22 protein-coding genes and 1 pseudogene are annotated in these 24811 nt (G+C 62.2%); 15 read left to right on the forward strand and 8 right to left on the reverse strand.

Translation table 11 applies throughout. The features are described from left to right. Window positions 1-33 precede the first annotated feature (33 nt). From BDO18943_RS23190 to BDO18943_RS23200, 3 genes are all read left to right on the forward strand, one after another. Window positions 34-1239, forward strand: a complete 1206-nt coding sequence (locus BDO18943_RS23190; RefSeq protein ID WP_175024198.1) for a DUF1173 domain-containing protein — start codon at window positions 34-36, stop codon at window positions 1237-1239. A 62-nt stretch (window positions 1240-1301) separates the two neighbouring features. Further along, complete coding sequence (locus BDO18943_RS23195; protein WP_175024199.1) at window positions 1302-2597, forward strand: ATP-binding protein; 1296 nt, start codon at window positions 1302-1304, stop codon at window positions 2595-2597. Between the two features lie 129 nt (window positions 2598-2726). After that, window positions 2727-3425 (forward strand): competence protein CoiA family protein, encoded by a 699-nt coding sequence (locus BDO18943_RS23200; protein WP_175024200.1) that lies wholly within the window; start codon window positions 2727-2729, stop codon window positions 3423-3425. Between the two features lie 27 nt (window positions 3426-3452). Here BDO18943_RS23200 and BDO18943_RS23205 read toward each other — a convergent pair whose 3' ends face one another. From BDO18943_RS23205 to BDO18943_RS23230, 6 genes are all read right to left on the reverse strand, one after another. Next, entirely contained in the window at window positions 3453-3746 is a 294-nt protein-coding gene (locus BDO18943_RS23205) for a hypothetical protein (RefSeq protein WP_175024201.1), read from the reverse strand. Window positions 3747-3771: 25 nt separating this feature from the next. Next, window positions 3772-6600 carry a relaxase/mobilization nuclease domain-containing protein gene (locus BDO18943_RS23210; RefSeq protein ID WP_175024202.1) on the reverse strand — a complete coding sequence of 943 codons (2829 nt, stop codon included), beginning with the start codon at window positions 6598-6600 and terminating at the stop codon, window positions 3772-3774. An 8-nt stretch (window positions 6601-6608) separates the two neighbouring features. Further along, window positions 6609-8975: a DNA cytosine methyltransferase gene (locus tag BDO18943_RS23215; RefSeq protein WP_235996167.1), complete on the reverse strand. Its 2367-nt coding sequence runs from the start codon at window positions 8973-8975 to the stop codon at window positions 6609-6611. A 15-nt stretch (window positions 8976-8990) separates the two neighbouring features. Further along, entirely contained in the window at window positions 8991-9686 is a 696-nt protein-coding gene (locus tag BDO18943_RS23220) for a phosphohydrolase (RefSeq protein WP_321533537.1), read from the reverse strand. A gap of 14 nt (window positions 9687-9700) precedes the next feature. Next, window positions 9701-10030, reverse strand: a complete 330-nt coding sequence (locus tag BDO18943_RS42710; RefSeq protein WP_235996168.1) for a plasmid mobilization protein — start codon at window positions 10028-10030, stop codon at window positions 9701-9703. Window positions 10031-10105: 75 nt separating this feature from the next. Then, a complete protein-coding gene (locus BDO18943_RS23230; protein WP_175024203.1) occupies window positions 10106-11602 on the reverse strand; it encodes a Fic family protein in 1497 nt (498 codons plus the stop codon). Between the two features lie 615 nt (window positions 11603-12217). On the opposite strand from BDO18943_RS23230, the gene BDO18943_RS23235 reads away from it, so the two are divergent. Further along, on the forward strand, window positions 12218-13354 hold the full coding sequence (locus BDO18943_RS23235; RefSeq protein ID WP_175024204.1) for a hypothetical protein: 1137 nt from the start codon (window positions 12218-12220) through the stop codon (window positions 13352-13354). A gap of 131 nt (window positions 13355-13485) precedes the next feature. On the opposite strand, the gene BDO18943_RS23240 is transcribed toward BDO18943_RS23235, so the two are convergent. Beyond that, window positions 13486-13806 carry a hypothetical protein gene (locus tag BDO18943_RS23240; RefSeq protein ID WP_175024205.1) on the reverse strand — a complete coding sequence of 107 codons (321 nt, stop codon included), beginning with the start codon at window positions 13804-13806 and terminating at the stop codon, window positions 13486-13488. Here BDO18943_RS23240 and BDO18943_RS23245 point away from each other — a divergent pair. From BDO18943_RS23245 to BDO18943_RS23275, 8 genes are all read left to right on the forward strand, one after another. Next, window positions 13796-14089, forward strand: coding sequence for a hypothetical protein (locus tag BDO18943_RS23245; protein WP_175024206.1), 294 nt, complete (start codon window positions 13796-13798; stop codon window positions 14087-14089). The two genes, BDO18943_RS23240 and BDO18943_RS23245, sit on opposite strands and share 11 nt — an antisense overlap. A gap of 282 nt (window positions 14090-14371) precedes the next feature. Beyond that, a complete protein-coding gene (locus BDO18943_RS23250; RefSeq protein ID WP_175024207.1) occupies window positions 14372-14557 on the forward strand; it encodes a hypothetical protein in 186 nt (61 codons plus the stop codon). A gap of 5 nt (window positions 14558-14562) precedes the next feature. After that, window positions 14563-14949 (forward strand): DUF6283 family protein, encoded by a 387-nt coding sequence (locus BDO18943_RS43160; RefSeq protein ID WP_407649862.1) that lies wholly within the window; start codon window positions 14563-14565, stop codon window positions 14947-14949. Between the two features lie 17 nt (window positions 14950-14966). After that, the gene (locus BDO18943_RS23255) at window positions 14967-15335 is read left to right on the forward strand and encodes a hypothetical protein (protein WP_175024208.1); all 369 of its coding nucleotides are present in this window, start codon (window positions 14967-14969) and stop codon (window positions 15333-15335) included. A gap of 16 nt (window positions 15336-15351) precedes the next feature. After that, a complete protein-coding gene (locus tag BDO18943_RS23260) occupies window positions 15352-16179 on the forward strand; it encodes a hypothetical protein (RefSeq protein ID WP_175024209.1) in 828 nt (275 codons plus the stop codon). A 71-nt stretch (window positions 16180-16250) separates the two neighbouring features. Next, on the forward strand, window positions 16251-16619 hold the full coding sequence (locus BDO18943_RS23265) for a hypothetical protein (RefSeq protein ID WP_175024210.1): 369 nt from the start codon (window positions 16251-16253) through the stop codon (window positions 16617-16619). A gap of 119 nt (window positions 16620-16738) precedes the next feature. Beyond that, the gene (locus BDO18943_RS23270; RefSeq protein ID WP_265328605.1) at window positions 16739-17266 is read left to right on the forward strand and encodes a 1-acyl-sn-glycerol-3-phosphate acyltransferase; all 528 of its coding nucleotides are present in this window, start codon (window positions 16739-16741) and stop codon (window positions 17264-17266) included. Between the two features lie 149 nt (window positions 17267-17415). Continuing rightward, on the forward strand, window positions 17416-17727 hold the full coding sequence (locus BDO18943_RS23275; protein ID WP_175024212.1) for a hypothetical protein: 312 nt from the start codon (window positions 17416-17418) through the stop codon (window positions 17725-17727). Between the two features lie 6 nt (window positions 17728-17733). Here BDO18943_RS23275 and BDO18943_RS23280 read toward each other — a convergent pair whose 3' ends face one another. Further along, window positions 17734-20700 (reverse strand): Tn3 family transposase, encoded by a 2967-nt coding sequence (locus BDO18943_RS23280; protein WP_013521180.1) that lies wholly within the window; start codon window positions 20698-20700, stop codon window positions 17734-17736. A gap of 167 nt (window positions 20701-20867) precedes the next feature. Between BDO18943_RS23280 and BDO18943_RS23285 the strand changes: the two genes are divergently transcribed. The 3 genes and pseudogenes from BDO18943_RS23285 (at window position 20868) to BDO18943_RS23295 (ending at window position 24712) form a co-directional block, all read left to right on the forward strand. Continuing rightward, entirely contained in the window at window positions 20868-22586 is a 1719-nt protein-coding gene (locus tag BDO18943_RS23285; protein ID WP_011347532.1) for a Mu transposase C-terminal domain-containing protein, read from the forward strand. Window positions 22587-22588: 2 nt separating this feature from the next. Further along, window positions 22589-23497 (forward strand): TniB family NTP-binding protein, encoded by a 909-nt coding sequence (locus tag BDO18943_RS23290; RefSeq protein ID WP_000393453.1) that lies wholly within the window; start codon window positions 22589-22591, stop codon window positions 23495-23497. Then, window positions 23494-24712, forward strand: a pseudogene (locus tag BDO18943_RS23295) (TniQ family protein). Before BDO18943_RS23290 ends, BDO18943_RS23295 begins: the two are co-directional and overlap by 4 nt. Window positions 24713-24811: the final 99 nt, after the last annotated feature.

Raw genomic sequence — 24811 nt, forward strand, 5'->3', positions numbered from 1 at the left:
GACGCCCGCCCACTGAGCCAAGGAATACGAATCATGTATCAAATCGCTGGAAATACCTACGCACCGGATGATCAACAGTTGAACCAGGCTCTTGCCGCAGTGTACGGGTCGGACAGGCGACCGCTGTGCATGTGTCGGGGTTCGGGCATCGAGATGTATGTTGCAAAGCTCGGGCATCAGTACCTCATCAAGCGCATGCCGAACACGGGCGCGCAGCACGCTACCTCTTGCGAGTCCTACGAGCCGCCTGCGGAATTGTCTGGGCTGGGCGAGGTGATGGGCGGGGCGATTCAAACCAACTTGGCTGACGGCGTCACCACGCTCAAATTCGATTTCGCGCTTTCCAAGAACGGATCGCGCGCTGCGCCGGCACCCAGCGGCGCCGAGCACGATACCGTCCGCACAGACGGCAAGAAGCTCACGCTTCGCGGTCTACTGCACTACCTGTACGACGAGGCCGGGTTGACCCGCTGGTCGCCGGCCATGGCAGATAAGCGCAATTGGTGGATCGTGCGCAAAGCCCTTCTACAAGCTGCGAGCGACAAGGTTGCGAAGGGTGGCTCGGTAGCAGACCTTCTGTACATTCCAGAGAGCTTTGTGCTGGACAAGAAGGACGAGATTACGCGTCGGCGCCTTGCGATTTTCAACCCGCTCGCACAAGCAAACGGCAGCACGCGCAAACTGATGATGGTCGTTGGTGAAGTCAAGGAGCTTGGCGATGCGCGCTTCGGCAAGAAGATGGTGCTCAAGCATCTGCCTGACGCCCACTTCTTCATGAACGATGACCTGTACACGCGGCTGCTCAAACGCTTCGAGCATGAACTCGCACTCTGGGGCGGGATGGAATCTTCGCACCTACTTGTCGTTGCTACGTTCGGCGTGAGCGGCGCAGGCGTTGCGTCTCTGGAAGAGGCCTCGCTGATGCTCGTGAACGAGAACTGGCTACCTTACGAGAGTGTGGACGAGAAGATGCTGGTGGACGCATTGACCGCCCAGCACCGGCGCTTTGTTAAAGGGTTGCGGTACAACCTGCCGTCGTCTACTCCCCTGGCGTGCGCAGTGCTTTCCGACACCGCCAATCCGGTCGCGATGTACATCACTTCATACGGCGCTGAAGACGAGTTCCGCAAGCAACTTCACGAGTTGATCGAGGAAAGCACGCTCGAAGCGTGGACGTGGGATACGGCGAATGAAATGCCGGCATTTCCGATCGCGGAGGCACGGCAGGCTCGCAAGTGATAGTTGTGAACCCTCTCGGCGGCGGCGCCTGGATCGAGATCACTTAGATAAAGGATATTGCTTTGCGTATCAAATGGGGCGCTAACATCGTCAACGGGGCAGAGGTCTGTTGGGAGCCTGGCCGCGTTGCGAATCCCCACATTGGGGTGTTTGCCGATAGCGGCATGGGCAAGACAACCATGCTGCGTCGCATTGTGGCAGCGATGAAGGAGAGCGGTCATCCGCGCGTGCGCTTTCATGTGTTTGATGGTCACGGGGATGTCGACATTCCAGAGGCGTCCTCGGTCACGTTTCATGAATCGTCCGATTTCGGATTCAATCCGCTGGAGTTGAGCGCAGACCCGGAGTTCGGCGGCGTACGGAAGCGCATCCAGTCATTGATCATGGCGATCAACCGGACGTCGACCAAGCTGGGGCACAGGCAGGAGCGTGCGTTGTCGCGGCTGCTGATCGCGCTATACCGACGCCATGGTTTCGTGATGGAAGACCATACAACGTGGGCTGCGGACCCCGCGAACGGGAAGCGTTATCCGACTCTGCTGGATGCAATTGACTTCGGCAGGGAGCGGATCAAGGTCATGGCGACAGGGTCCAGCGAGCGTGCTGTCAGTGCGCTTCAAGACGTATTTCGCGCGACCAAGCAGATGCGGGCCAAGGAAGAAGCACTGTCGCGCGACGGCGGAGACGACGAGGCGGCGTTGGCGAAACTTGAGCGCGAGCTGCAAGCGGCGCAAGAAAAGGCGATCGCATGTTTCACTGAAGCTGTGAAGACTGCACGCACGGGCGATGAGTTTGAGGATGCTCTCGAAGCGGACGGGCAGAAAGAAACGCTGGAGGCCGTGGTTGATCGACTCGAAAACCTGTACCAGATCGGCATCTACCGTAATACGACGCCGCCACTTGACCCGCGCAGCAGGGTCTGGCGTTACATCATCAAGTCGCTGAGCCGGGATGAGAAAAAGCTGTTCACGCTCACCAGGCTGGAAACAATCTTCACGCGGGCCGTACAGCGTGGCATCACCGATGAGATCTTGGACATCATCGTGCTGGACGAAGCGCATTGGTACAGCGATGACGCGGAAGACTACGTGATCAACCGGATGGTGCGGGAGGGCCGCAAATTTGGCATTAGCATGATCTTTGCCTCTCAAGCGCCATCTGATTTTGCAGACATCCTCATCGGCAATCTCGGCACCAAGCTTCTGTTGGGCCTCGATCACACCAACAACGCCTATGTGGTCAGAAAGCTAGGGTTAAGCGAAGCCTCGCTCAAGTCCATCATTCCGCATCGCAGGGCGTTGGTTCAAATGAAGGGGGTCGGCGAGTTGGCAAGCGGGGCAACCATGGTCAGCCTGTAATCTCCTTTGAACGCGCGAGCGCTGTGCGCACGACCCTTGATGACGCTCCTGCTGTTAGTATCGTGTGCGGCCTCACCCACGGACACTACCGCCCGCCCGGGCGGTTTCTTTTTTGCGAAGGACACTGCCTTGACGCAATCAGCTTGGACACGCGACGGTCGTCCCGTAGACGCGGCCACCATTTCAAGCGCCGAGTGGGACCTCCTAAAGCAGACCGCGCTGCTCGGCGAATTCGTGATGCCATGCTGCAAGGCCCCGGCGGTGCTCAAGACCAGCATCAACGGCCTGCCCTTCTTTGCTCACCTGTCGGACGAGTGCGCCACCGCGCCCGAAACGAAATGGCACAAGGGCGGCAAAGCGGCAGTGCTGGCTGCTTTGGATGGCATGGGTATCATGGGCCGGGAAGAGGTGCCGGGAAGTTCGTCGAGCGGCGGCAAGTGGGAGGCCGATGTTCTCTTCTCGTTCCATGGACGCACCATCGTGATCGAACTGCAACGCTCCTACCAACACTTGCGCGATTTCATACGTCGCCAGGAGCGGTACGCTGCCTCGTCCGTCGAGTGCTATTGGCTCGTCCGCGCGGAGGCATTCATCACTTTGGGCAAGGCCACAACGCGCCTGCTGCTAAAGCGCGATTATGGCAACGTGTTCCCACCCGGCGGCATTGGCACAGGGATGCTGCCGGAGTTGCCCGTGGCCATGCTGAACACAGAGGGCGAGCAGCGGGTCCTGTTCGGTGGCCTTAAAACAGCGACGGTGTCGAATTGGCTGGCCGGCATCCTTGACGGCACATACCAATACCGAGGCGGCTCGTGGAATCTCGGATGAACTCCACTTGGCATTAGTGGAGCGTCATTACAGCCACTGATGGCCTTCGCTCTTTCGGTCGCAATGCGGCGCCGGTTTCGCGATCAACCCCGATCGCCAGATCCCCAACACGCTGGATCCGATGAACCCCAGTTGCTGCACCAAAAGCCCGCAATGGGACGCCCGCAGCGCAAAGCCAATAGCAAAGAGGTTCGCCAGCAGGAGGCCAACCCAACCCCAGCGAGAAATTCGCCGGTTGGCGGCCAGCAAATAGGCGCCTGCCAAGCCAGCGACGGCCGAGGCCCACTCCAGCGTGCCGGTAATCAGGGTTGCGTCAACCATTAGCAGCTCCACCTGGTGGTTTCACTCAAAGGCCTTGGCCCTTGTCTTGTTGAGGAAGACTCACGACCACTTGGCCAGCGCGGTAACGCACCTCTATAGCTCGATCGTTGTGATCCGCAGGCGCTGTGTGGCGGTGAATCACGTAGTTGCTGCGGCCGAGGTGCTGAGCAAACATGGGCCGCGCCTCGTCTATGGCCGAAGCCACCGGGCCAACGTACAGACGGCGGTCATCTGCTGGATCCGCGATCTCGAAGGTTGCTCGTGGGTCGATGCCGAGAACCATGGCGCGCAAGCGTTCCTCTCCGGCCTCCGGAAGCGCCGGCTCCGTAGGCTTGATGTTGGCCAGGGGATCGGCCACCACGCCCTCCAGATCGTCTGCAGGTATATCGCCCTGCCCTGTCGCCTCTGAGACAGTCTGCGCGGCTTCTGGGGCCGTTGTAGGGGCCGGTCCCTCTTTGGCATCTGCGGGCGCCTGCGTGCTTGGCTGGAGCGCCTGCTGTGCGGACTCCTTTGCGAGCTGGCCAGCAGCCTGTTTCTTGGCCTCTCGGTGTGACTGCACGACGGACTGCAGCTCCGGATTGAGAATCTTGAGCCCCATGTCATCGGCCAGTCTCGCCATGCGTGCCACGAAGATCGGCTCTTCGCCGGTCAACGTAATCTGGCGACCGAACTTTTCTCGGGAGTGGATCAGCGCGAGCTTGATCTCTTCGTCGGTCACGCGCATGCGATCGAACGTGACGCGGTTGCCCCGATCGGTGAAGAGATGTTGTCCATCGTTGCGGCTGTACTCGACGTTGCCGTTGCCGGTCACGCGCCACTGGATGCCGGCGTAAGCCAGGATCAGCGCGTCCACCTCGTGGGGGCGCATTGTGTGGACGCTGCTGGAGCGGATCGCCCGTTCCTTGCGCTCTTCGGCCAGCAGTCGCGCCATCAGGCGCTTGTGTTGCTGCTCCTGGTAGTCAGCGGCAGATAATTCCAGATCCTCCAGCTCGTCGTCCTTGTCTCCCTCCTTCGGCAACTTGGCGTCACGCTGGGCCTGATAGACGATGCCGCGCAGCGCAGAGAGCGCAGCCTTGTCTCCGCGATTGGACTGCTCGTAGAGCCATTCGCGCCACTGCAGGGGCGGTACGCGAGCAATGCGCAACGCCTCGCGGCGCTCTTGGAACTGCGCCTCGGCGATGAGCTTGCGCCGAGTCACCTCGGCATCGATCTCGATGATCGAGACAAGACGCACCTCGCGGCTCAGAACCTTCGGAATGGCCGCTTTGGCGGCTTTCGCTTCGGCCTGCAGTGCTTTGATCTGGCGTGACCGCTCACGCTGCAATTCCTTCAGGCGAGTGAAGTAGTCGGTGTCGCCGTCCGCGACGAAATTCCGGTACTGCGTGTAGCGCTTGCGCAGATCCGAGCGGGCTGCAGCGCGCTCGGCTTTTCGCTGGGCGCGCAGGGCCGGGTCTCGCTGCTTTCGGCCGAGGGCCGGCGATGCGGGCCCTACTACTCGCCCTTCGCTGCCTCCTCCGCCGCCGCTTGCGCGGCCAGTAGCGGCGCGTCGCACGCCCGGATCTTGCCCGGCTTGGTCGTCTCCCAGACCATCCTGTAGAGCACCCGGCAGTAGCACCGGAGGGACTTGTCCTCCAGTTGCCATAGCGCCATCGGGCACTGCATGCAGGCCACTGCCACCTTCGGGAAGAGTTCCGGGGGTGCCTGTCTCAACACCAAGGACGTGGTCGGGAGGGGGGATTCCTCGGTCTGGTGCGATTCGGATGACATGGTCTACTCCTTTATCGATTTGCGTAGGGGTAAGGTGGGTGAGGTCCGGCACGATCACCGGATTCGTGAACGGTGGCTTGAACGGCCCCCAGCGTTTCTCCATCTCGGGGCGCTTCAGCAAACGCAGGCCTTTGCTGACGGGGGTTTCCAGAATTTCGCCGGTTTCTTGCGAGACGGCGCGCAGGCGCAAGCCGCCTCCCCCTGTGTCCTTGAGCGTGATGTCGTACTGCTCCAACCAGACATGCAGAGCCTGCCAGCTCGTGAGGTCCGGAAGGTCTTGCTTGAGTGCCTTGGCCACGGAAGTCTTGAGATAGGAATCCAAGCTCTCAGGGTCATGCCACGTCGGCAGCGTCTCGTCGCGTTCGATCTCAGGATGCGCGTGTTCGCCCTGCTCTTTGGCGCCGGCATGCTTAGTGTTGAGCACGATGTGCTTCTTGCCGTGCCCATCCACTTCCACGACGTAGATCCCGTTGTCATGGGTCCACCCGTGCTTGATTTCGCTTTCGCGGGCTGCGAAGTGCAACGTGCGCTTGGCCCACTCAATGTGCCGGCTCTTGTACGTCGTGGGATGCACGCGGTTCATCGCCACGTGCGCATGGATGTTGTCGGTGTTGGCATGGATGGCGATGACGTACTGGTGCTCCTCGAAGCCCAGCGACTTGATCGCGTGCTCGGCCGCGTCGAAGATCGCCTCCGCAGCCGGCTTCTCATGCTCCGGCCAGCTCAGGATGAAGTGGTAGACAGGGTCATGGCAACGCGTGTTCTTGCGAGAGACGGCGTTCATTTCGGCGCTGGCCGTCTCGATGCTGCTGACTCCATGCGTACGGAGCGCGATGCACTTTTCGCCCGCGACCTTCGTGTCTACAGGAGCGGTTGCATAGCTCAGGATCTCGCCGAACTCGTTGGGATGCGCCTCGCGCGCGCTGGCCGCTCGCGGCGAGGCCTCGGCCTCGCCGTCCTGCTGCAGGCCAGCCTCTTGTGCTGGCTTCGCCTTTTCCTGCTCGCCCTCCAAATATTCGATCAGGTCGTTGAAGCGCTTGGACGCGTTCGGCTTGTGCTGCCGCTGCAGCGGAATGATTGGGACCATGAGCCTGCTCAGGCGGCCTGCGACAACCGCTCGATCGCGGGGAAGTTGGCCTCAATCAGTGCTCGTGCCAACGGCGGACAAACCGAGTTGCCGATCATTCGGACCTGGGCGGACTTGGATAGCGGCACCAGCACCCATTCCTTGTGAGCACGGGCGTTCTTGCCACTCCGCCCCTTGGCGTGCGATTTGGCGCGCTTATAGCGCCGCACCATGGGCTCAATTACGTAATCGTCAGGGAAGCCCTGGGCACGGGCCAACTCGCGCGGCGTGAGCATGCGCAGCGTGATGTCCACCAGTACCCACCACTGGCCTTGCAGGAAAACCAGCACCATCTCGGCGGGCTCGGGGAAGTGCTCCGGCAGGTGTTTGTGCAGCAGTTCTGCGCACATCTTCGCCTTGACCGCGTGCGCCTCGCTGAGGAAATTGGCCGGCACCGTGATCGTATCGACCAGACCCATACGGGCCTTCGTGGGGATGGTATGCATTGGGTCATCCAGACCCTGCCACTGCCCACCCGAGCTGTAGTACTTGACGCAATACGCGGTCACGAGCTGCTGCTGCGCGCCGGTCGAAGTGATGGTGGTCATCGGGGCGTCTGCTGGCCGCCCTTCGCCGTTGTAGAACCCTCCGTTGGCCTGTTCCAGGTAGGCAGCCACCAGCGCCTGCTCGCCTCGATTAGCACCTGTGACGGTCGGCAGAGGCTTGTCGGCCGCGTGGCCCGATCGCTCGCCGTGGTGCGTCAAGTGGGTAAGGTGTGCCGCCACGATGCCCAGCGGGGCGGCACCGCCCGGGCGTTTGATGAAGCTATTGGCCGTAACGGTCGGCATGGGTTCGTCCATGTCCTGACCAGTGTTGCCGGTGCGAAACTTGGTCAAATGCGCAGCCACCAGCGCATGCTTGTTGGCCGCGACAACGGTACCAAGCGGTCCTTCGATGTCTTGAGTACGGGCCTCTTGGCCTTTGCGTTCGCCGTAGCCGATGGTGACCAGGTGCGCGCTCGCCAAGGCGTGGTGCGTACCACCGGCCGATACGGTGGACAAAGGCGCATCGAATGGGTGGCCACCGAAGTGCCCTTCGCTCGTACCGCGCAGCGGCGCGATCATGGGAGCGACCACTGCGTGATGCCCGCCCGTGGTGATCGTCGGCAGCGGTTGTTCGACCGAAGCGCCAGGGTGTCCGGTGGTGTTGGTCATGACCAGCGGCGCCATCTTGGGCGTCACAACCGAGAAGTGCCCGCCCTTGACCTGTGCGCAGATCGTGCGCAAGGGCTCGCCCGCCGACATCGTCCGCTGGTTGCTGCCGTTCGCGTGCTCGGTCAGGTATGGTGTCTGAGCGGGTTGCGCAGGCTGGCGGTCGTTTTCAGTCGCCGCCATGTCCGTGGGCTCGGCCGTCGGCACAGGCTTGCCCGAATGCGCTCCGACGATATACGGCTTTACGCTGGCAAGCACATGCCGCCAGAGCCCCTTCGCAACACGCCGCTCGGTGTTGGTTGCGAGCGGCCTAGCGCGGCCGAAGATGCTCTGCGCCGGCAGGTCGAAGTCGATGCATTCAGCGGCCGTGCGCCACGGCAGGAGGCCGCTGGCTGCGAAGCCCTTGGCCTTCGGATCGCCATGGGTCGGCACCGGCCATTTGATCGGGAGCCCATCGCGGCGAGCAAAGATGAAGAGCCGAGTTCGCGTGGTCGGCACACCGTAGTCCGATGCGCGCAACACGCGGTGTTCCACGGTGTAGCCCAGGCCGGCATAGAGCTTCTCCATCGGGAAGTCGGCGCCGAGGGTCTCATAGATTTCGGGGATGTCGGGGTGCGCCGGATCGAGGCCGTGCGACAGTGCGTCGATAAAGGCCTTGAACGTGCGGCCGGCCTCTTCCTTAATCGGCTTGCCGTTTCCATCGAGCGGGCCCCACGTGAGCAGCTCGGTCACGTTTTCGATGGCGATGCAGCGCGGCTTTTGCAGCGCGCCCCACTTCAATGCCACCCAGGCCAGCCCTCGAATCTTTTGATCGCGCGGCTTGCCACCCTTAGCCTTCGAGTGATGCTTGCAATCGGGACTGAACCACGCCAAGCCAATCGGTCGCTGGCCGGTGATGAAGCCCGGGTGAACGTCGAACACGTCCTCTTGATAGTGAGCGGTGTCCGGGTGATTGGCGGTATGCATCACCAAGGCTTCGCCGTCATGGTTAATTGCTATGTCCACGGGGCGATTGAAGGCCAGTTCGATGCCCTTGGAAGCGCCACCGCCACCAGCAAAGTTATCGGTCAGCAATTCCGGGCCAGAAGCGTTGCTGCGCACGGCCATGCCCAACGCGAGCTGCCGGAGTCGTTCTTCGGGATCGGGAAGGTAGCTTGTGTAGGTGGTATTGCTTTCGTGCAGCATGGCTGTGCCTTCTTGTTAGACGCGGCTCGCTTGGAGCTGCCGGAGTTGGTCAAGGAATCGCTCAGCGGCGATGGACGGCGGCCAAGGCTCCCACGGCTTGCAGCCGTAGGCCTCGACCAAGGGATCGGACTTCACCGGCTGCAGGCCGATGTTGAGGAGATCAAGCACTTCTTCGCGGGACCAACCGGCGACGTGAACCGCCTCCGAGGCAGCGGCCAAGTGATCGGCACGCTTATGCTGCTTGTGGTCTTCTGCGGTCCAGTCGGAGACGCCGTAGCGCGCGAACACGGCGGCCTGCAGCTTCGCGACGATCTGGGCATAGCCATCGCCCAGAAATGGTTTGAGCGGGCTGATAGGGTCAAAGCCGCCGATTAGGGCCTCGTCTGCGTCGTGCAGCAGCTCGCGCAGCAATTCGGCGCTGGACGGCGCGCGCTTGGCGTGTTCCTTGTAAAGCGCCATGACCGTCAGCGAGTGCTGGGCGACGGACAACGGCAGTGGCCACGTCGAGTGGCCACCCCAGCGATAGGTGCGGGACAGGCCGATGGCCAGGTCTTCGTCGGTCCAGCCGTCGGCGCTCGGATTGAGTAGGTCCAGATGCAGCCCGGAGCGCTGCCGAACATACGCGCGAGGAATCAGGTGCTGCGCCTGTTCGCGCGTGGATGTGCAATATTTAATGATTGCTGCATCGGAATTTTGCTGCAAAAGATCCACCGTGCCCCCCTCTTCTACTTCGAGATGCGCAGCATCGCTGCGCGGGCCTCAAGGATCAAAGGCAGCAACTCGGCCTCGGGCGGGGCAATGCCGCGCTCCACCATTGCGGCGTGCATGGCACGCACGGCACGGGTGATGTCGCTGAGCGCCAGGACGATCTCTGTCTCGTAGTCCACGTCGGCTTTGCGCCCGAGGGCTGCGCGACGTATGAACTCGGAGTCATCCATCTGCCGAATCGACGCCGAATGGCGGATCTTCTGATCCTCTTCTTCCGTGACACGGAACACCTTGCGGATGGTGCGCCGTTCGGAGTCGTCCTTTTTGGTGAAATGGTGTTTGGCCATAAATGCATTATCACATGCACATGTGCGAGTAACAACCCGCCCAACCGCTGTTTTCCGACCACATGCGGCCGCGCTTTAGCGCCCCAGATCCTTGTCGAGCTGCAGCATGTTGGTCACGGATCCGCGACCATCCTTGAACTTCACATGGATCCGGTCACCCAGGGCTGGCACCCGGTCGAGCGTGCGGATGTCATGGATCACGGCTTGCCGGCGGCCGGCATCCTGGGCGACGTGCAAGCTGGACACTGCGACAACCGGGCCAAAGTACTGGTGGTCTTTCTCGCCTGACTTCTCGGACACGGTGTAGCCGTCCGCATCGAGCGCGGCGCGGATCTTCTTCTCAGACTGCTCCGACTCGTGTTCCGCGTCGGCCAAGTCCGCAGCGGGCCCAGGACCGTCGGTGCCTACGCCATGCGACCACCCTGGCACATTGACGTAGTAGCGCACCGCTTTACCCACGCCGTGGCTCCACAGTTGCCCACCGGCAACCATCTCCGAAAGGTCGCGGGTCGCCGTGGCCTTTGAAACGCCAGTCATCTTCATGTACTTCTCGGCATTCAGGCCGCCCAGGAAGCCCCCGTCACCATCGTCAAGCAGGCGCTGCAGCACCTTGCGCTGCCGGTCATGGAGTCCACTGCCCGCGTGCTGCTCCCAGTATTGCCGCTTCTCGATCGCCCGGTCGATGGTCTGGCTTGCGACATGACAAGCCGCCGTGCATTGGCGCGCGAACCACTGCACCCACTTGGTGACGTCGGTGTCGCCTCGCTGCGCCTGGTTGAGAGCGTCGTAGTAGGCGGAGCGGGATGACTGAAGCTGCCGCGACAGGCTGTAAAGCCGCACCGGCTGGCGTAAATGCTGCGCCATGGCCATGTCTGCGATGGCCCGCCCAATGCGGCCGTTGCCGTCCTCGAACGGGTGGATGCTCTCGAACCAAAGGTGCGCGATGGCAGCCCGGGCGAAGCCGTCGATCTGCTTGCTGCCGGCCGTCGGCGCCAAGGCCTGCGCGGGCGAGGTCTCGGCAAACCACTTGAGGAAGCGCGCCATATGCGCCGGCACGTCCTTGGATGGCGGTGCCTCGTAGTGGACCACTTCACGGCCTGGCGTGCCGCTCACGATCTGCATGGGATCTTCGTGGTCGCGATAGCGGCCAACTGCGATCCGGTGGATGCCGGACGTGCCGCCCGGAAACAGCGCTGATTGCCAGCGGCACAGGCGATCCTCATCCAGGGCCAAGTCATACGCGGTCGTCGCATCGCTGATGACTTCCACCAGGCCGTCGACGTGACGGTCTGAAGGCCCCGACGTTGCCAGGCCGAGCCGCCGCATCACGGATGAGCGGACGACATCGAGCGACAACCGCTCGCCTTCTATGGCGGCGGTGGCGAGCACTTCATCCGAAAACGCATCGAGCGCGACTTGGCTGGTGCTGCCTAGGCCGATGGCCATCGCCTTGCCCTCGACCACACCGTGCATCCGGTAGGCCTCGGCCAGGTCGGGGGCGGTTAATTGCGCGTTGTAGGCCAATTCCGGCCAGTCGGCGCGGCGCCAGATCCAGGGAGATTTTGAGTTCATGAGCCGCAATCTATCACAAGCGGCTCATCTTGTGAGCCGCTTTACTTAGCTTGCGGCTCACGGATCCGGCCTCTGTCGCGGCGGCCGATCGCGCCAGTTCAGGCCGTGCACTCCAATCCAACCAACAACTCAGCCCGCAGGCTTTTCAACAGCCGGGGTCTCGGGGCGAAGCCCTGAGTGTCTGCGACGGGCGCGAAGCGACCTAGCGGACCAGGATCAGATGCGTGCCGTGAGGCACACATCTGGCATCCTGCCCTGTACCGTTGTGTACTCGTGCTGCGAATCTAAGGCAGATTTGCGGCAGACCTGCTGGGCTTTGTGAATGGTTTTCGGCTATCTAGGGAGCAGAGTGCACGCGATTCGCCTGTGAAGTCCTCTGGGAACTGCCACGGCCCCGAGTCGCCTGGGGGGCGGGATCGTTGAGGAAATGCATCGAATCATGTACATTCACGCCATATATTGAGTTCAAAGTGACTGGCTCTGGCCGGCGGAAGCGGGGTGGATTGGCGGTTGTTTTGCGTGAGGCGTTGCAAGCTTCTGAGCCGGCTATTACCCGCTTGAACGCCCTGACCAAGGCCGTCTTGTCGACATCAGCGAAGTGGAAAGGCTCGGCTTATGAGTGAACCGATGGCTCGTCGCAGCGGTCCGCTGCACCGTATTTCGTCGTCTGATTTCGCCGTGGCCGAGGAAGTCCTCAAGACGGCGGCTCTCCTCATCGTTCCGGAGGATCAGAAGCAGCGGCAGGCCTTTGAGAAGCTGATGCCGCACCTCTATGTGCTACGCAACAAGGGATGCTCTTGGCCGCAGCTCACCAAGCTGCTGGGCGAATGCGGTTTTAACCTGCAGCCGTCCACGGTCCGCGCCTACTTCAGCGAGATGTTGGCCACGCGCATGGATGTCTGCCAGGGTCGAATGAACGAGCAGATCGCTCTCTTGGCTGCAATCCGTAGTGAAACGGCAGGCGCCGATGTCTCTGCGATCTCCGGGCGTGTGAATGCGTTTATGGAGCGGCTCCAGCAATCTGCAGCCCCCAAGCTCGACGCCATGTTCGGCCTGCCCAGCACGCCCGCCAATGGCCGCGTCATTGAAGCCGAGCCCGCCACGCCAGCCGGCCCCGCCCGGGTCGCTGGTTCGCCCCAACCCAGTCGCCCCGCCCGGCCTCGGCCTGCCGCACGGAAACCGCCTCAGGGCGCTGAGGGCGACGATGGCCATTCGGATGCCCCGACTGGCGAATTCGGTCTCCTGGGGCTTTCTACGCCGTCCCAGGCCCCTTCCAATGGTCCGCCAGGGTTCTTCACGCTCGACACGGATCCATCACCTCCCGTGCCGGCTGCTGAGCCTCCTGAACGCAAGAACTCTCATGGCCAGGCACGCGCACCGATCGCAGGGGGAGCGACTCCAGTAGCGCCTGCTCCTGCGCCGGCTGAGGCTGTCAGGAAGCGGATCAGCGCCCTGCAGGACGGCGTTCCGGCCCTGAAGCCGCGTGACGGCGTGCCCGCCCATGTCTATCAACCTGGTGAGTTGGAGCATCCCGCAATTCCCGGCCTCATGCTGACCCTGGAGCAACGCCTCTATGGCGCTGGCCTGGAGTACTGCGACGAGGAAGGCGATGAAGCGGGTGTGCTCAAGGTCGAGACGCCGGACGAGAAGCGTTTCCGCGTGACCTGGCGGCAACGCGTTCCCATGACTCAGACGCGGACGGGCTCCTCATTCACCAAGATGGACCCAGCGCTGTTCCCTACCAAGTCCTGAGCTGCGGTCGCTTCCCGGACTGTCGCGGCCACCTTTGCCCAGAATACGCACGCGTGCGTATATAATCGCCTCGGTGACGCTTCTGTTTGGCGTCCCGTTAGATGGATCCACCCTGGCTCCGGCCAACTAGTTCACGCATAGGAACGATGAAAAAACCCCAGACCAACCGAGAAAAGCTCGTAGAGCTTCGTGCCCGCCTGGGCATGACCCAAACTGAAGCCGCGAACTTTCTGGAGGAAAAAACCATGCGCCCATGCAAGCTGCGAACGGTGCAGGCTTGGGAATCCGATCCTGCGCTCGGCAGTGCCCGCCCTGCGCCGGATTGGGCCGTGAAACTTCTCACCGAAGAAGCTGAAAATAGGGGTTGCTAATACGCACATGTGCGTATAGAATGGATTCATGCTGATTGCAGCGGGCAGTCGGCGAATCTGGAGAATCACCATGAAATTCATCAGCATCCTCCTCCTCGCGCTCTCCCTGTCCTTGGCTGCATGCGGCGGCGTCTCGACGCTGAGCGGTGATTACCAGGCCAACGATGGCAAGAGCTTCCTGGTGTTTACCGCCGACGGCAAGGTCAAGACCAAGACCCTCATGGGCAAGGAAGTGGAGACCACGTACACCATTGCGGACAACAAGGTCACCTTCCAGTTTCCGAACGGCATGCCGATGGCATACACCATCAACGCCGACGGCTCTCTGAGCGCGCCGATGTCCAGTGGTTTCAAGAAGGGCTGAAGCCACAAGCACCGCTGTCCAATAGAAGGACGTGCCATGAATCTCGGTAGCAATAGTGTCGGTGCGCGCCCCCTGGTCACTGGGTCTTGCTCGCTGTGCAGGAACCCTGTTTATGCTGACGAGGGGTATCACGCCGTATCCGGCCGCCATTGGGAGTGCGAGCTGCAGGTGGCTGCGAATCTGCCGATCAACGATGGAATCAACAATCCAGCGAAATCTGTTTTTCGCGGTTGATTCGATGCTCTGCGACACAGGCACACCGGTACTGACGAGGGAATGACGATGCAAAACATGTACACCATGGCGCGCGACGAAGCGGCAGAGACACCGCAAGAACGTGCATTCGCTCGCTGGCTCAAGGACGTTCGGCGTGTCGCTGGCGGCGACGTGGACGAAGACCTTGCCTGGGACTTGTTCATCGACGGCTGTGACCCGATCAGCGCTGTACATGAGATGCGCAACCAGTGATCTCGATGAAAAGCTGTGGCCTAACCACCCTTCCCAAGCCCTGCGCTTCGTGTCCATGGCGCCGCGATGCAGTGGCCGGTGACATCCCGAATTTCGACCTGGAGCTGGCCGAAAGCTTGGCGTCGACGTGCCCGGACAAGCGAGGTATGGGGCCGGACTTCGGTGCAAGCATGTTCGCTTGCCATCAATCCAAGGTCGGAGCAGAGTTTGCATGCGCCGGCTGGCTGGCCACGGTCGGAGACTGCCATCCGGGCGTTCGGTTGGCCGTCATGTCCGGCCACCTTGATTCCGCTGCTCTCTCGCCTGGCGCCGATTGGCCCGCACTCCACGCCGACTATCCTGAGGTCCTAGAAAAGCTTCGTGAGTCGGGACTGGCTAACAAGCAGGACTAACTTCTATTGAGCGTGCAATGGCTAAATTCCTTGGCGCGGTCCGTTTCACCGACGGCAACCTGATGTGGTTCATCTGGAACGGCACTATCGATCTTGCTAGGCCAAAGCTGTTCGCCTCGCCTGAAGCTGCGAGTGATGCCTGGGATGACCCGCAGACCGACATGTTTGAAAACCGCTATCGCCCGGGCGGAGAGCTGGTCGACGTCATGCCGTTGTACGGGCTGGACAACCCTGCGGTGTATTTCCAAAGCCGCGCAAATCGTGAACGGATGCTCCTGATCGGCCCCCTCTGCTTTGATCAAGCCTTAGAAGAGGAGCGCCATGGTGAGCGAGATCAAAGCAATCCGCTGACCGGTCAAAGCAACACGACTACACCGACAAACTGAACGGGGAAGAGCACTCATGACTTTCGATATCTTCGCCGCGATGGCGCGATCGGGCCCCAGCACCATCGCTGTCCACAACGTCCTGCTGCTCGATGTGCAGCCAACGGAAGACGGGCTTGAACGCCTGACCATCGAGTACGGCGGCACCACGCGCGAGCTGGTCGGCGGCGGTCGCTTCCGCGAGGAATGGAGCCGCCGTGAAGTGGGCAAGTTCGGCTGTGTCGTGCCGGCATCACCGTTGACCACCGACACGCCAATCGGTGCCTGCTACTTCCGGTCGTACATGGATCAGAGCCTGAGACGAGTACCTGAACTCGATATGGCCGACAAATGGGCTCTGTCTGGACAGAGTGCGACCGCTTGCACGGTTGGATGGGTGTGCGAGGCTCGGCCGCAAGGATTTCTCGCGCCGGCCGGACTTGTCCCTGGCGAGCGTGGACAGTTCGTCCCTGACGAGACGGTTGAAGTCACCCTCCGGGTGCCGCCCGAGTTTGTTCGGGAGTGCCATCGCGTGCAGATGTCGCCTGAGGAAGTCCTGCGGAGCTTCGCGGGCGACCTTGCCGGCATCCACAACCTGGTGGCATGTCCCCGTGCAGACGGCTACGGCAGCAACGGCAGCGATGAACGCGACAAGGCGGAGGAATGGCTCGACCGTGCACATGGGATGAAGAGGATCGACTTGGAAGCCGTGGAAGCGCGGGAGGAAGAGGAGGAGCAAGAGCGAAACCAGTGCGAGGAGTTCGGAGAGCTGCTGCGCGACTTCATTGACAACGGTGGCAAGGCCGATGACCTGTTTACGGCCGTGCAAGCTCTGGTCGACAAGCAGGCTCAAGGAAACCAGTAGCACGCCGAAAAGTAATTGGCGTGCAAGTGCCCGCGCCGGCCGGTTGCCGGTTAATCAATCAGGAGAACAAGATGGACGACAACAACAGCGGCGGCCTGGGCAGCGCCATCGGCACCTTGGCGCTGGGCGCTGGCCTTGCAGCATGGATCCTGCTGCCCTTTTACATCCTGTGGCGTTTCGGCCTTCACTACCTTGCGGCGATTCTTGCGCCGATCGCGACCGTCATTGCGATCTACCAGACCGACCTGCTCAACTACTTTGATGGCAGCCACGGCTCTCACGACCAAATGCTCAATGCCTACTTCTCGCTGCCGTGGACTGCTTTCGCAGTCATGTCGTGGGTCGGCTTGGTGCTGATGGTTGCAGCCGTAGCATTGGACGTGATCCCGTCCGCGTTTGCGGGTTCTGAGATTCGGGCAGCTCGCAAAGCGCAAGGGTAGCCAGTGTTTTCGTTCAGGCTCTTGCCCTTTTGCGGCAAAAGCCTGCGTGACATTCAGCCTTCAGTTATGTCGGCTTTCATTATCTGATGTCCTGTACTCCCTTGCGAAGCCACAACCGTATGTTCCGCTCTGTCCTCCGTCTCGTACTTCGTGGTGTAGCGCTGCGCTTGCTGCGCGTCCGCGCCATCTATTCCGCTGCCACTGTCGACTTACTGCGGAATAAGCGGGTCATCGTTTGCTCGAATCACGTGAGTCTTCTCGATGGCGTCATCGTGGCTTTGGCCAGTCCGGTGCCGTTGACCTTCGGCGTCGATACGGACTTTTCTCGGCGCTCCAAGGTAGCCAGCCGTGGAATGGCCACGCTCGCCTGGCTCGGCTTCGGTGCCGTTGTTCCGATCGACGGAAGCTCACCTTTCGGAATTCGGTCGCTGTCCAAGGCATTGGATCGAGGCGAGTCGGTGATGCTCTTCCCTGAGGGCAAGATCAGCGAGACCGGTTGCCCCAACCCAGATCAACCTGGCGTCGTCTGGCTGGCTCAGCGCTCCGGCGCAGAGGTCGTGCGCATTCGGATCCGTGGCGCGGAAAGAAGCCGGCTGTTTGCTAAATCGGGCGACCGGCTTTGGCCTCGCATCGAGATCCAGTTTTGACTGCCTGCTGCAGCTCTATCGAGCTGCGCACTGGCGATCAAAGCCCGCTGCCGGGCGGAACCCTTGGACGATTGACCGTTACCTCCGCGTTGCAGCGGTAACGGTGAGTCGTTCCACTCGGCATCCATTCACAAAGGAGAACCAGAAGGATGAAGAAATCTCTGATCATCGCAGCAGCTCTCGCCATGGCGTCGGCCGCTCAGGCCCAGCAGACCGCGTACAAGCCGCCTGTGGAAGCTCCCGCCGAAGGCAAGCACTGTGACCTCCCTGCAGGGGAGTTGCCCATCCCCGTGATCAACTACGACGCCAAGGGGCGCACCATGCGGTGCGTTGCTGCTGCTCCCGTCCGTGACACCATGATGGTCGGAAATGGTGGGGGGACATGGCGCTACGTCATCGAGAGCGAGAGCGTTCGCCTCGAACAAAAGCTGGATGGGGTCGTCTCAGAAAACGGAAAATAAAGCACGCTAAGCCGGTTGCAGCGGCCGTAGCGGCCTGAACTTGCCCGCGCCGATCTTGGCGCTGCTGCGCCAGAGGTAATCGCCGGTCAGGTTGATGTGCTCCCAGCCGAGCGGCGACAGGTACTGCAACAGGCCGTCATCGACGGCTTGACCGTGGCCACGCAAGGCGTTCGCGGCCCGTTCCAGATAAACCGTGTTCCACAGCACGATGGCTGCCGTCACCAGGTTGAGGCCGCTGGCCCGGTAGCGTTGCTGCTCGAAACTGCGGTCGCGGATTTCGCCCAGGCGGTTGAAGAACACGGCACGGGCCAGCGCGTTGCGGGCCTCGCCCTTGTTCAGTCCGGCATGCACACGGCGGCGCAGCTCGACGCTTTGCAACCAGTCTAGGATGAACAGCGTGCGCTCGATGCGGCCCAACTCGCGCAGGGCGACGGCCAGACCATTCTGGCGCGGATAGCTGCCGAGCTTGCGCAGCATCAGCGAGGCCGTCACCGTGCCTTGTTTGATCGACGTGGCCAGCCGCAGGATTTCATCCCAATGGGCGCGGACGTGCTTGATGTTGAGCGTGCCGCCGATCATCGGTTTCAATGTCTCGTAGGCGGCATCGCCCTTTGGAATGTAGAGCTTGGTGTCGCCCAGGTCACGGATGCGCGGCGCGAAGCGGAAGCCCAGCAGGTGCATCAGCGCGAAGACGTGATCGGTGAAGCCCGCCGTGTCGGTGTAGTGCTCCTCGATGCGCAGGTCGGATTCGTGGTACAGCAGGCCGTCGAGCACGTAGGTCGAGTCGCGCACGCCGACATTCACCACCTTGGTGTGGAACGGCGCGTACTGGTCGGAGATGTGGGTGTAGAACGTCCGCCCTGGGCTGCTGCCGTATTTTGGGTTGATGTGGCCGGTACTCTCGGCCTTGCTGCCGGTGCGGAAGTTCTGGCCGTCCGATGACGACGTGGTGCCGTCGCCCCAGTGCTCGGCGAAGGGATGCCGGAACTGCGCGTTGACCAGCTCGGCCAGCGCCGCCCCGTAGGTTTCGTCGCGGATGTGCCAGGCTTGCAGCCAGGCCAGCTTGGCGTAGGTTGTGCCGGGGCAGGACTCTGCCATCTTGGTCAGGCCCAGGTTGATCGCGTCGGCGAGGATCGTGGTCAGCAGCAGGTTCTTGTCCTTGGCCAGGTCGCCCGATTTCAGATGCGCGAAGTGCCGGGTGAAGCCCGTCCATTCGTCCACCTCCAGCAGCAATTCGGTGATCTTGACGTGCGGCAGGGCCATTGCGGTCTGGTCGATCAGGGCCTGCGCGGTGTCGGGCACCGCCGCGTCGAGTGGCGTGATCTTCAGTCCCGATTCGGTGATGATGGCATCCGGCAACTCGTTGGCCAGCGCCATGCGGTTTACGGTGGTGAGCTGCGTTTCCAGCAGCGTCAGCCGTTCATGCAGGTACTGGTCGCAATCGGTGGCCACAGCCAGCGGCAATTCGCTGGCCTGCTTGAGGCTGGCAAATTTCGCTGGCGGCACCAGGTAGTCCTCGAAATCCTTGAACTGGCGGGAGCCTTGCACCCAGATGTCGCCGGAGCGCAGTGCGTTCTTCATCTCCGACAGCGCGCACAGTTCGTAGTAACGCCGGTCGATTCCGGCGTCGGTCATCACCAGCTTTTGCCAGCGCGGCTTGATGAAATCGGTTGGCGCATCGGCGGGCACCTTGCGGGCGTTGTCGCTGTTCATGTTGCGCAGCACTTCGATAGCGTCGAGCACGTCCTTGGCGGCGGGCGCGGCCCGCAGCTTGAGCACGGCGAGGAATTCCGGCGCGTAGCGGCGCAGCGTGGCATAGCTCTCGCCGATGCGGTGCAGGAAATCGAAGTCCTCGGGCTGCGCGAGTTTCTGCGCCTCGGTGACGCTCTCGGCGAAGGCATCCCAGGACATGACGGCTTCGATGGCGGCGAACGGATCGCGGCCGGCTTGCTTGGCCTCGATCAGCGCCTGGCCGATGCGTCCGAATAGCCGCACCTTGGCATTGATCGCCTTGCCGGATGCCTGGAACTGCTGCTGATGTTTGTTCTTGGCGGCGTTGAACAGTTTGCCCAGAATGCGGTCGTGCAGGTCGATGATTTCGTCAGTGACGGTCGCCATGCCTTCGATGGTGAGCGCAACCAGAGTCGCGTAGCGGCGCTGCGGCTCGAACTTGGCCAGGTCGGCTGGCGTCATCTGGCCACCCTCGCGGGCGATCTTGAGCAGCCGGTTCTGGTGCACCGACCGCTCGATGCCGGAGGGCAGGTCGAGCGCCTGCCACGCCTTGAGGCGTTCGATGTGTTCCAGCATGTGCCGCGAGTTCGGTTTGACCGGGGATTGCCGCAGCCAGGCCAGCCAGGTCGTCTTGCCGTTGTCGCGGCGCTTGAGCAGATCGTCGAGGCGACGGCGATGCATGTCCGATAGCGGTTCGGCCAAGGCGTCGTAGATGCGCCGGTTGGCGCGGGTGATCGCCTCGGCGCTCGCCCGCTCGACGGCGTTGAGAGCAGGCAGAATGACCGACTGCCGCCGCAGGTGCTCGATGAAGGCGCTTGCCAGCACAATGCCCTTGTCGGTTTGCATGGCCAGCTCGGTCAGCGTGTGGACGGCCTGCCGGTAGTGGCTCATGGTGAAGGGCCGGAAACCGAAGACGGTTTGCAGCTCGATCAGGTGCTCACGCCGGGTCTGCTCCCGCTGTCCGTACTTGCCCCAGCTTTCGATGCTGACCTTGAGCTGGTCGGCGACCAGTTTCAGCAAGGGCGGGAACGGCGGTTCATCAACGCCCAGTATGACGCCCGGAAAGCGTAGGTAGCAAAGCTGCACCGCGAAGCCCAGCCGATTGGCCGGGCCGCGCCGCTGCCGGATGATGGAGAGGTCGCTTTCGCTGAACGTGTAGTGACGGATCAACTCATCCTTGGTGTCCGGCAACGCCAGCAGGCTTTCGCGCTCGGCGGCGGAGAGGATCGAACGGCGGGGCATGCGGTTTCCTTCTTCTTGAAAACGTAGGTTTGTGACAAGCCCGCCAAGGCAACCGGCGCGGCTGTCATTTTCAGAAGACGACTGCACCATTCAGCGCGGTTTGAAGCCTCTTGTGCATACGGCTCCTGACAGCCAGATATCAGGACTCCTCTGCACGAAACTCGTCTATGCTCAATACTCGTGTGCACCAAAGCGAGATGAGCATGGCGACCGATACCGCACCGATTACCGAGCACGGCGTGGCCACCCTGCCAGAACAGGCATGGGAGCGTGCGCGTCGTCGCGCGGAGATCATTGGGCCGTTGGCGCAGTCGGAGACGGTTGGGCATGAAGCGGCCGACGCGGCAGCCCAGGCATTGGGGCTGTCCCGGCGGCAGGTCTACGTCCTGATCCGCCGTGCCCGGCTAGGATCGGGGCTGGTCACTGACTTGGCTCTTGGGCAGTCGAGCGGTGGCAAAGGTAAAGGCCGCTTGCCGGAGTCGGTCGAACGAATCATCCGCGAGTTACTGCAAAAGCGCTTCCTGACCAAGCAGAAGCGTAGCTTGGCGGCGTTCCACCGCGAAGTTGTGCGGGCGTGCAAGCTGCAAAAGCTGCGGGTGCCGGCGCGCAACACGGTGGCTCTGCGGATCGCCGGCCTCGATCCGCGCGAGGTCACTCACCGCCGGGAAGGACAAGATGCCGCCCGCGACCTGCAAGGTGTTGGTGGTGTTCCGCCACCCGTCTCCGCGCCGCTGGAGCAGGTGCAGATCGACCACACAGTCATCGACCTGATCGTGGTGGACGAGCGCGACCGGCAACCGATTGGCCGTCCGTATCTGACCATCGCCATCGACGTGTTTACCCGCTGCGTGCTCGGCATGGTCGTCACGCTGGAAGCGCCGTCATCTGTTTCGGTCGGCCTGTGCCTTGTGCATGTCGCCTGCGACAAGCGTCCCTGGCTGGAGGGTCTGAACATAGAAATGGAGTGGCCGATGAGCGGCAAGCCCAGGCTGCTCTACCTGGACAACGCGGCCGAGTTCAAGAGCGAAGCGCTACGCCGAGGCTGCGAGCAGCATGGCATCCGGCTTGACTATCGCCCGCTCGGGCAGCCGCACTACGGCGGCATCGTGGAACGGATCATCGGCACGGCGATGCAGATGATCCACGACGAATTGCCAGGGACGACCTTCTCCAACCCTGACCAGCGCGGCGACTACGATTCCGAAAACAAGGCCGCCCTGACGCTGCGTGAGCTGGAGCGCTGGCTCACATTGGCGGTCGGCACCTACCACGGCTCCGTGCACAACGGCCTGCTCCAGCCGCCGGCAGCGCGCTGGGCCGAAGCTATCGCGCGGACCGGCGTGCCAACCGTCATCACTCGCACCACGGCTTTTCTGGTCGATTTTCTGCCCATCATCCGCCGCACGCTGACCCGCACCGGCTTCGTCATCGACCACATCCATTACTACGCCGATGCGCTCAAGCCGTGGATAGCTCGGCGCGACCGCTTGCCTGCGTTCCTGATCCGGCGCGACCCGCGCGACATCAGCCGCATTTGGGTGCTGGAGCCGGAGGGGCAGCACTATCTGGAAATTCCATACCGCACCTTGTCGCACCCGGCTGTCACCCTCTGGGAACAACGACAGGCGCTGGCGAAATTGCGGCAGCAAGGGCGCGAACAGGTGGATGAGTCGGCGCTGTTTCGCATGATCGGCCAGATGCGCGAAATCGTGTCCACCGCGCAGAAAGCTACGCGCAAGGCGCGGCGCGACGCGGATCGACGCCAGCATCTCAAGGCAACGGCAGTTCTTTTCAAAACCACGCCACCACCGGACGCGGACATGGCTGACCCGCAGGCAGACAACCAGCCACCTGCCAAACCGTTCGACCAGATTGAGGAGTGGTAGCCGTGGAAGAATATCCCATCATCGACTTGTCCCACCTGATGCCGGTGGCCCAGGGCTTGGCCCGTCTTCCGGCGGACGAACGCATCCATCGCCTTCGCGCTGACCGCTGGATCGGCTATCCGCGAGCAGTCGAGGCGCTGAATCGGCTGGAAGCCCTGTATGCGTGGCCGAACAAACAACGCATGCCCAACCTGCTGTTGGTCGGTCCAACCAACAACGGCAAGTCGATGATCGTCGAGAAATTCCGCCGCACCCACCCGGCCAGCTCCGACGCCGACCAGGAGCACATTCCGGTACTGGTCGTGCAGATGCCATCCGAACCGTCGGTAATCCGCTTCTACGTCGCGCTACTTGCCGCGATGGGCGCGCCATTGCGCCCGCGCCCACGGCTGCCGGAAATGGAGCAATTGGCGCTGGCACTGCTACGCAAGGTCGGCGTGCGCATGCTGGTGATCGACGAATTGCACAACGTCCTGGCCGGCAACAGCGTCAACCGCCGGGAATTCCTCAACCTGCTGCGTTTCCTCGGCAACGAGCTGCGCATCCCGCTGGTCGGGGTCGGCACACGCGATGCCTACTTGGCGATCCGCTCGGACGACCAGTTGGAAAACCGCTTCGAGCCGATGATGCTGCCGGTGTGGGAGGCCAACGACGATTGCTGCTCACTGCTGGCCAGCTTCGCGGCTTCGCTCCCGCTGCGGCGACCCTCGTCGATTGCCACGCTGGATATGGCCCGCTACCTGCTCACGCGCAGCGAGGGCACCATCGGCGAGCTGGCGCACCTGTTGATGGCGGCGGCCGTCGCTGCCGTGGAGAGCGGTGAGGAAGCGATCAACCATCGCACGCTCAGCATGGCCGATTACACCGGTCCCAGCGAGCGGCGGCGGCAATTCGAGCGGGAACTGATGTGAAGCCAGCGCCACACTGGCCACTGCATCCGGCTCCCAGGGAAGGCGAAGCCTTGTCTTCGTGGCTCAACCGCGTGGCCCTTTGCTATCACATGGAGGTGTCCGAGCTGCTGGAGCACGATCTTGGTCACGGCCAGGTTGATGACCTGGACACCGCGCCACCACTGGCGCTGCTGGCGATGCTCTCCCAGCGGAGCGGCATCGAGCCGGACCGGCTGCGTTGCATGAGTTTCGCCGGCTGGGTGCCTTGGCTACTGGACAGCCTTGATGATCAGATTCCAGACGCATTGGAAACCTATGCGTTCCAGCTCTCGGTGCTGCTGCCGAAACTCCGCCGTAGGACGCGATCCATCACGAGCTGGCGTGCCTGGCTGCCCAGCCAGCCGATACATCGCGCCTGCCCGCTCTGTCTGAACGACCCGGCAAACCAAGCCGTACTGCTTGCATGGAAGCTGCCCCTGATGCTGAGCTGCCCGCTGCATGGCTGCTGGCTGGAATCCTATTGGGGCGTGCCTGGGCGGTTTCTCGGCTGGGAGAACGCCGACACTGCGCCGCGCACCGCCAGCGACGCGATTGCGGTGATGGACCGGCGCACCTGGCAGGCACTGACGACCGGCCATGTGGAGCTGCCGCGCCGACGCATCCACGCTGGATTGTGGTTTCGGCTACTACGCACGCTGCTCGATGAGCTGAACACCCCGCTTTCGACGTGCGGAACCTGCGCGGGGTATCTCCGCCAAGTCTGGGAAGGCTGCGGGCATCCGCTGCGTGCTGGGCAAAGTCTGTGGCGACCGTATGAAACCCTGAACCCGGCAGTACGGTTGCAGATGCTGGAGGCGGCGGCAACGGCAATCAGCTTGATTGAGGTGAGGGATATAAGCCCGCCGGGCGAGCATGCAAAGCTGTTCTGGTCCGAACCCCAAACCGGTTTCACCAGTGGCCTGTCGGCGAAAACGCCGAAGCCCGAACCCGTCGATCACTGGCAACGGGCAATCCAGGCCATCGATGAGGCCATCATTGAAGCGCGGCACGACCCCGAGACGGCACGCTCGCTGTTCGCGTTGGCTTCCTATGGTCGGCGCGACCCCGCTTCCCTGGAACAGTTGCGCGCCACCTTCGCAAAGGAAGGCATCCCCCCCGGAATTCCTGTCACATTACGTGCCTGATGGACCCTTTGCATGTCTTAGACAGAATGACGGGTTAAGTGACAAATTTTGACGACCAGAACTTTCCGGTGCACACTGTCACATAATCGAACGTATATGTGACAGGTACGACATGCTGATAGGCTACATGCGGGTATCGAAGGCGGACGGC

This window comes from Burkholderia aenigmatica (genome assembly GCF_902499175.1).
Classification (GTDB): Bacteria; Pseudomonadota; Gammaproteobacteria; order Burkholderiales; family Burkholderiaceae; genus Burkholderia; species Burkholderia aenigmatica.

Coding starts and splice junctions, on each gene's coding strand:
- BDO18943_RS23215 (WP_235996167.1), bottom strand. CDS start 8,975: ATGCTGCACGAAAGCAATACCACCTACACAAGCTACCTTCCCGATCCC.
- BDO18943_RS23210 (WP_175024202.1), bottom strand. CDS start 6,600: ATGGTCCCAATCATTCCGCTGCAGCGGCAGCACAAGCCGAACGCGTCC.
- BDO18943_RS43160 (WP_407649862.1), top strand. CDS start 14,563: ATGAAAAGCTGTGGCCTAACCACCCTTCCCAAGCCCTGCGCTTCGTGT.
- BDO18943_RS23205 (WP_175024201.1), bottom strand. CDS start 3,746: ATGGTTGACGCAACCCTGATTACCGGCACGCTGGAGTGGGCCTCGGCC.
- BDO18943_RS23270 (WP_265328605.1), top strand. CDS start 16,739: ATGTTCCGCTCTGTCCTCCGTCTCGTACTTCGTGGTGTAGCGCTGCGC.
- BDO18943_RS23255 (WP_175024208.1), top strand. CDS start 14,967: ATGGCTAAATTCCTTGGCGCGGTCCGTTTCACCGACGGCAACCTGATG.
- BDO18943_RS23240 (WP_175024205.1), bottom strand. CDS start 13,806: ATGAATTTCATGGTGATTCTCCAGATTCGCCGACTGCCCGCTGCAATC.
- BDO18943_RS42710 (WP_235996168.1), bottom strand. CDS start 10,030: ATGGCCAAACACCATTTCACCAAAAAGGACGACTCCGAACGGCGCACC.
- BDO18943_RS23235 (WP_175024204.1), top strand. CDS start 12,218: ATGAGTGAACCGATGGCTCGTCGCAGCGGTCCGCTGCACCGTATTTCG.
- BDO18943_RS23260 (WP_175024209.1), top strand. CDS start 15,352: ATGACTTTCGATATCTTCGCCGCGATGGCGCGATCGGGCCCCAGCACC.
- BDO18943_RS23190 (WP_175024198.1), top strand. CDS start 34: ATGTATCAAATCGCTGGAAATACCTACGCACCGGATGATCAACAGTTG.
- BDO18943_RS23275 (WP_175024212.1), top strand. CDS start 17,416: ATGAAGAAATCTCTGATCATCGCAGCAGCTCTCGCCATGGCGTCGGCC.
- BDO18943_RS23280 (WP_013521180.1), bottom strand. CDS start 20,700: ATGCCCCGCCGTTCGATCCTCTCCGCCGCCGAGCGCGAAAGCCTGCTG.
- BDO18943_RS23230 (WP_175024203.1), bottom strand. CDS start 11,602: ATGAACTCAAAATCTCCCTGGATCTGGCGCCGCGCCGACTGGCCGGAA.
- BDO18943_RS23245 (WP_175024206.1), top strand. CDS start 13,796: ATGAAATTCATCAGCATCCTCCTCCTCGCGCTCTCCCTGTCCTTGGCT.
- BDO18943_RS23285 (WP_011347532.1), top strand. CDS start 20,868: ATGCTCAATACTCGTGTGCACCAAAGCGAGATGAGCATGGCGACCGAT.
- BDO18943_RS23250 (WP_175024207.1), top strand. CDS start 14,372: ATGCAAAACATGTACACCATGGCGCGCGACGAAGCGGCAGAGACACCG.
- BDO18943_RS23265 (WP_175024210.1), top strand. CDS start 16,251: ATGGACGACAACAACAGCGGCGGCCTGGGCAGCGCCATCGGCACCTTG.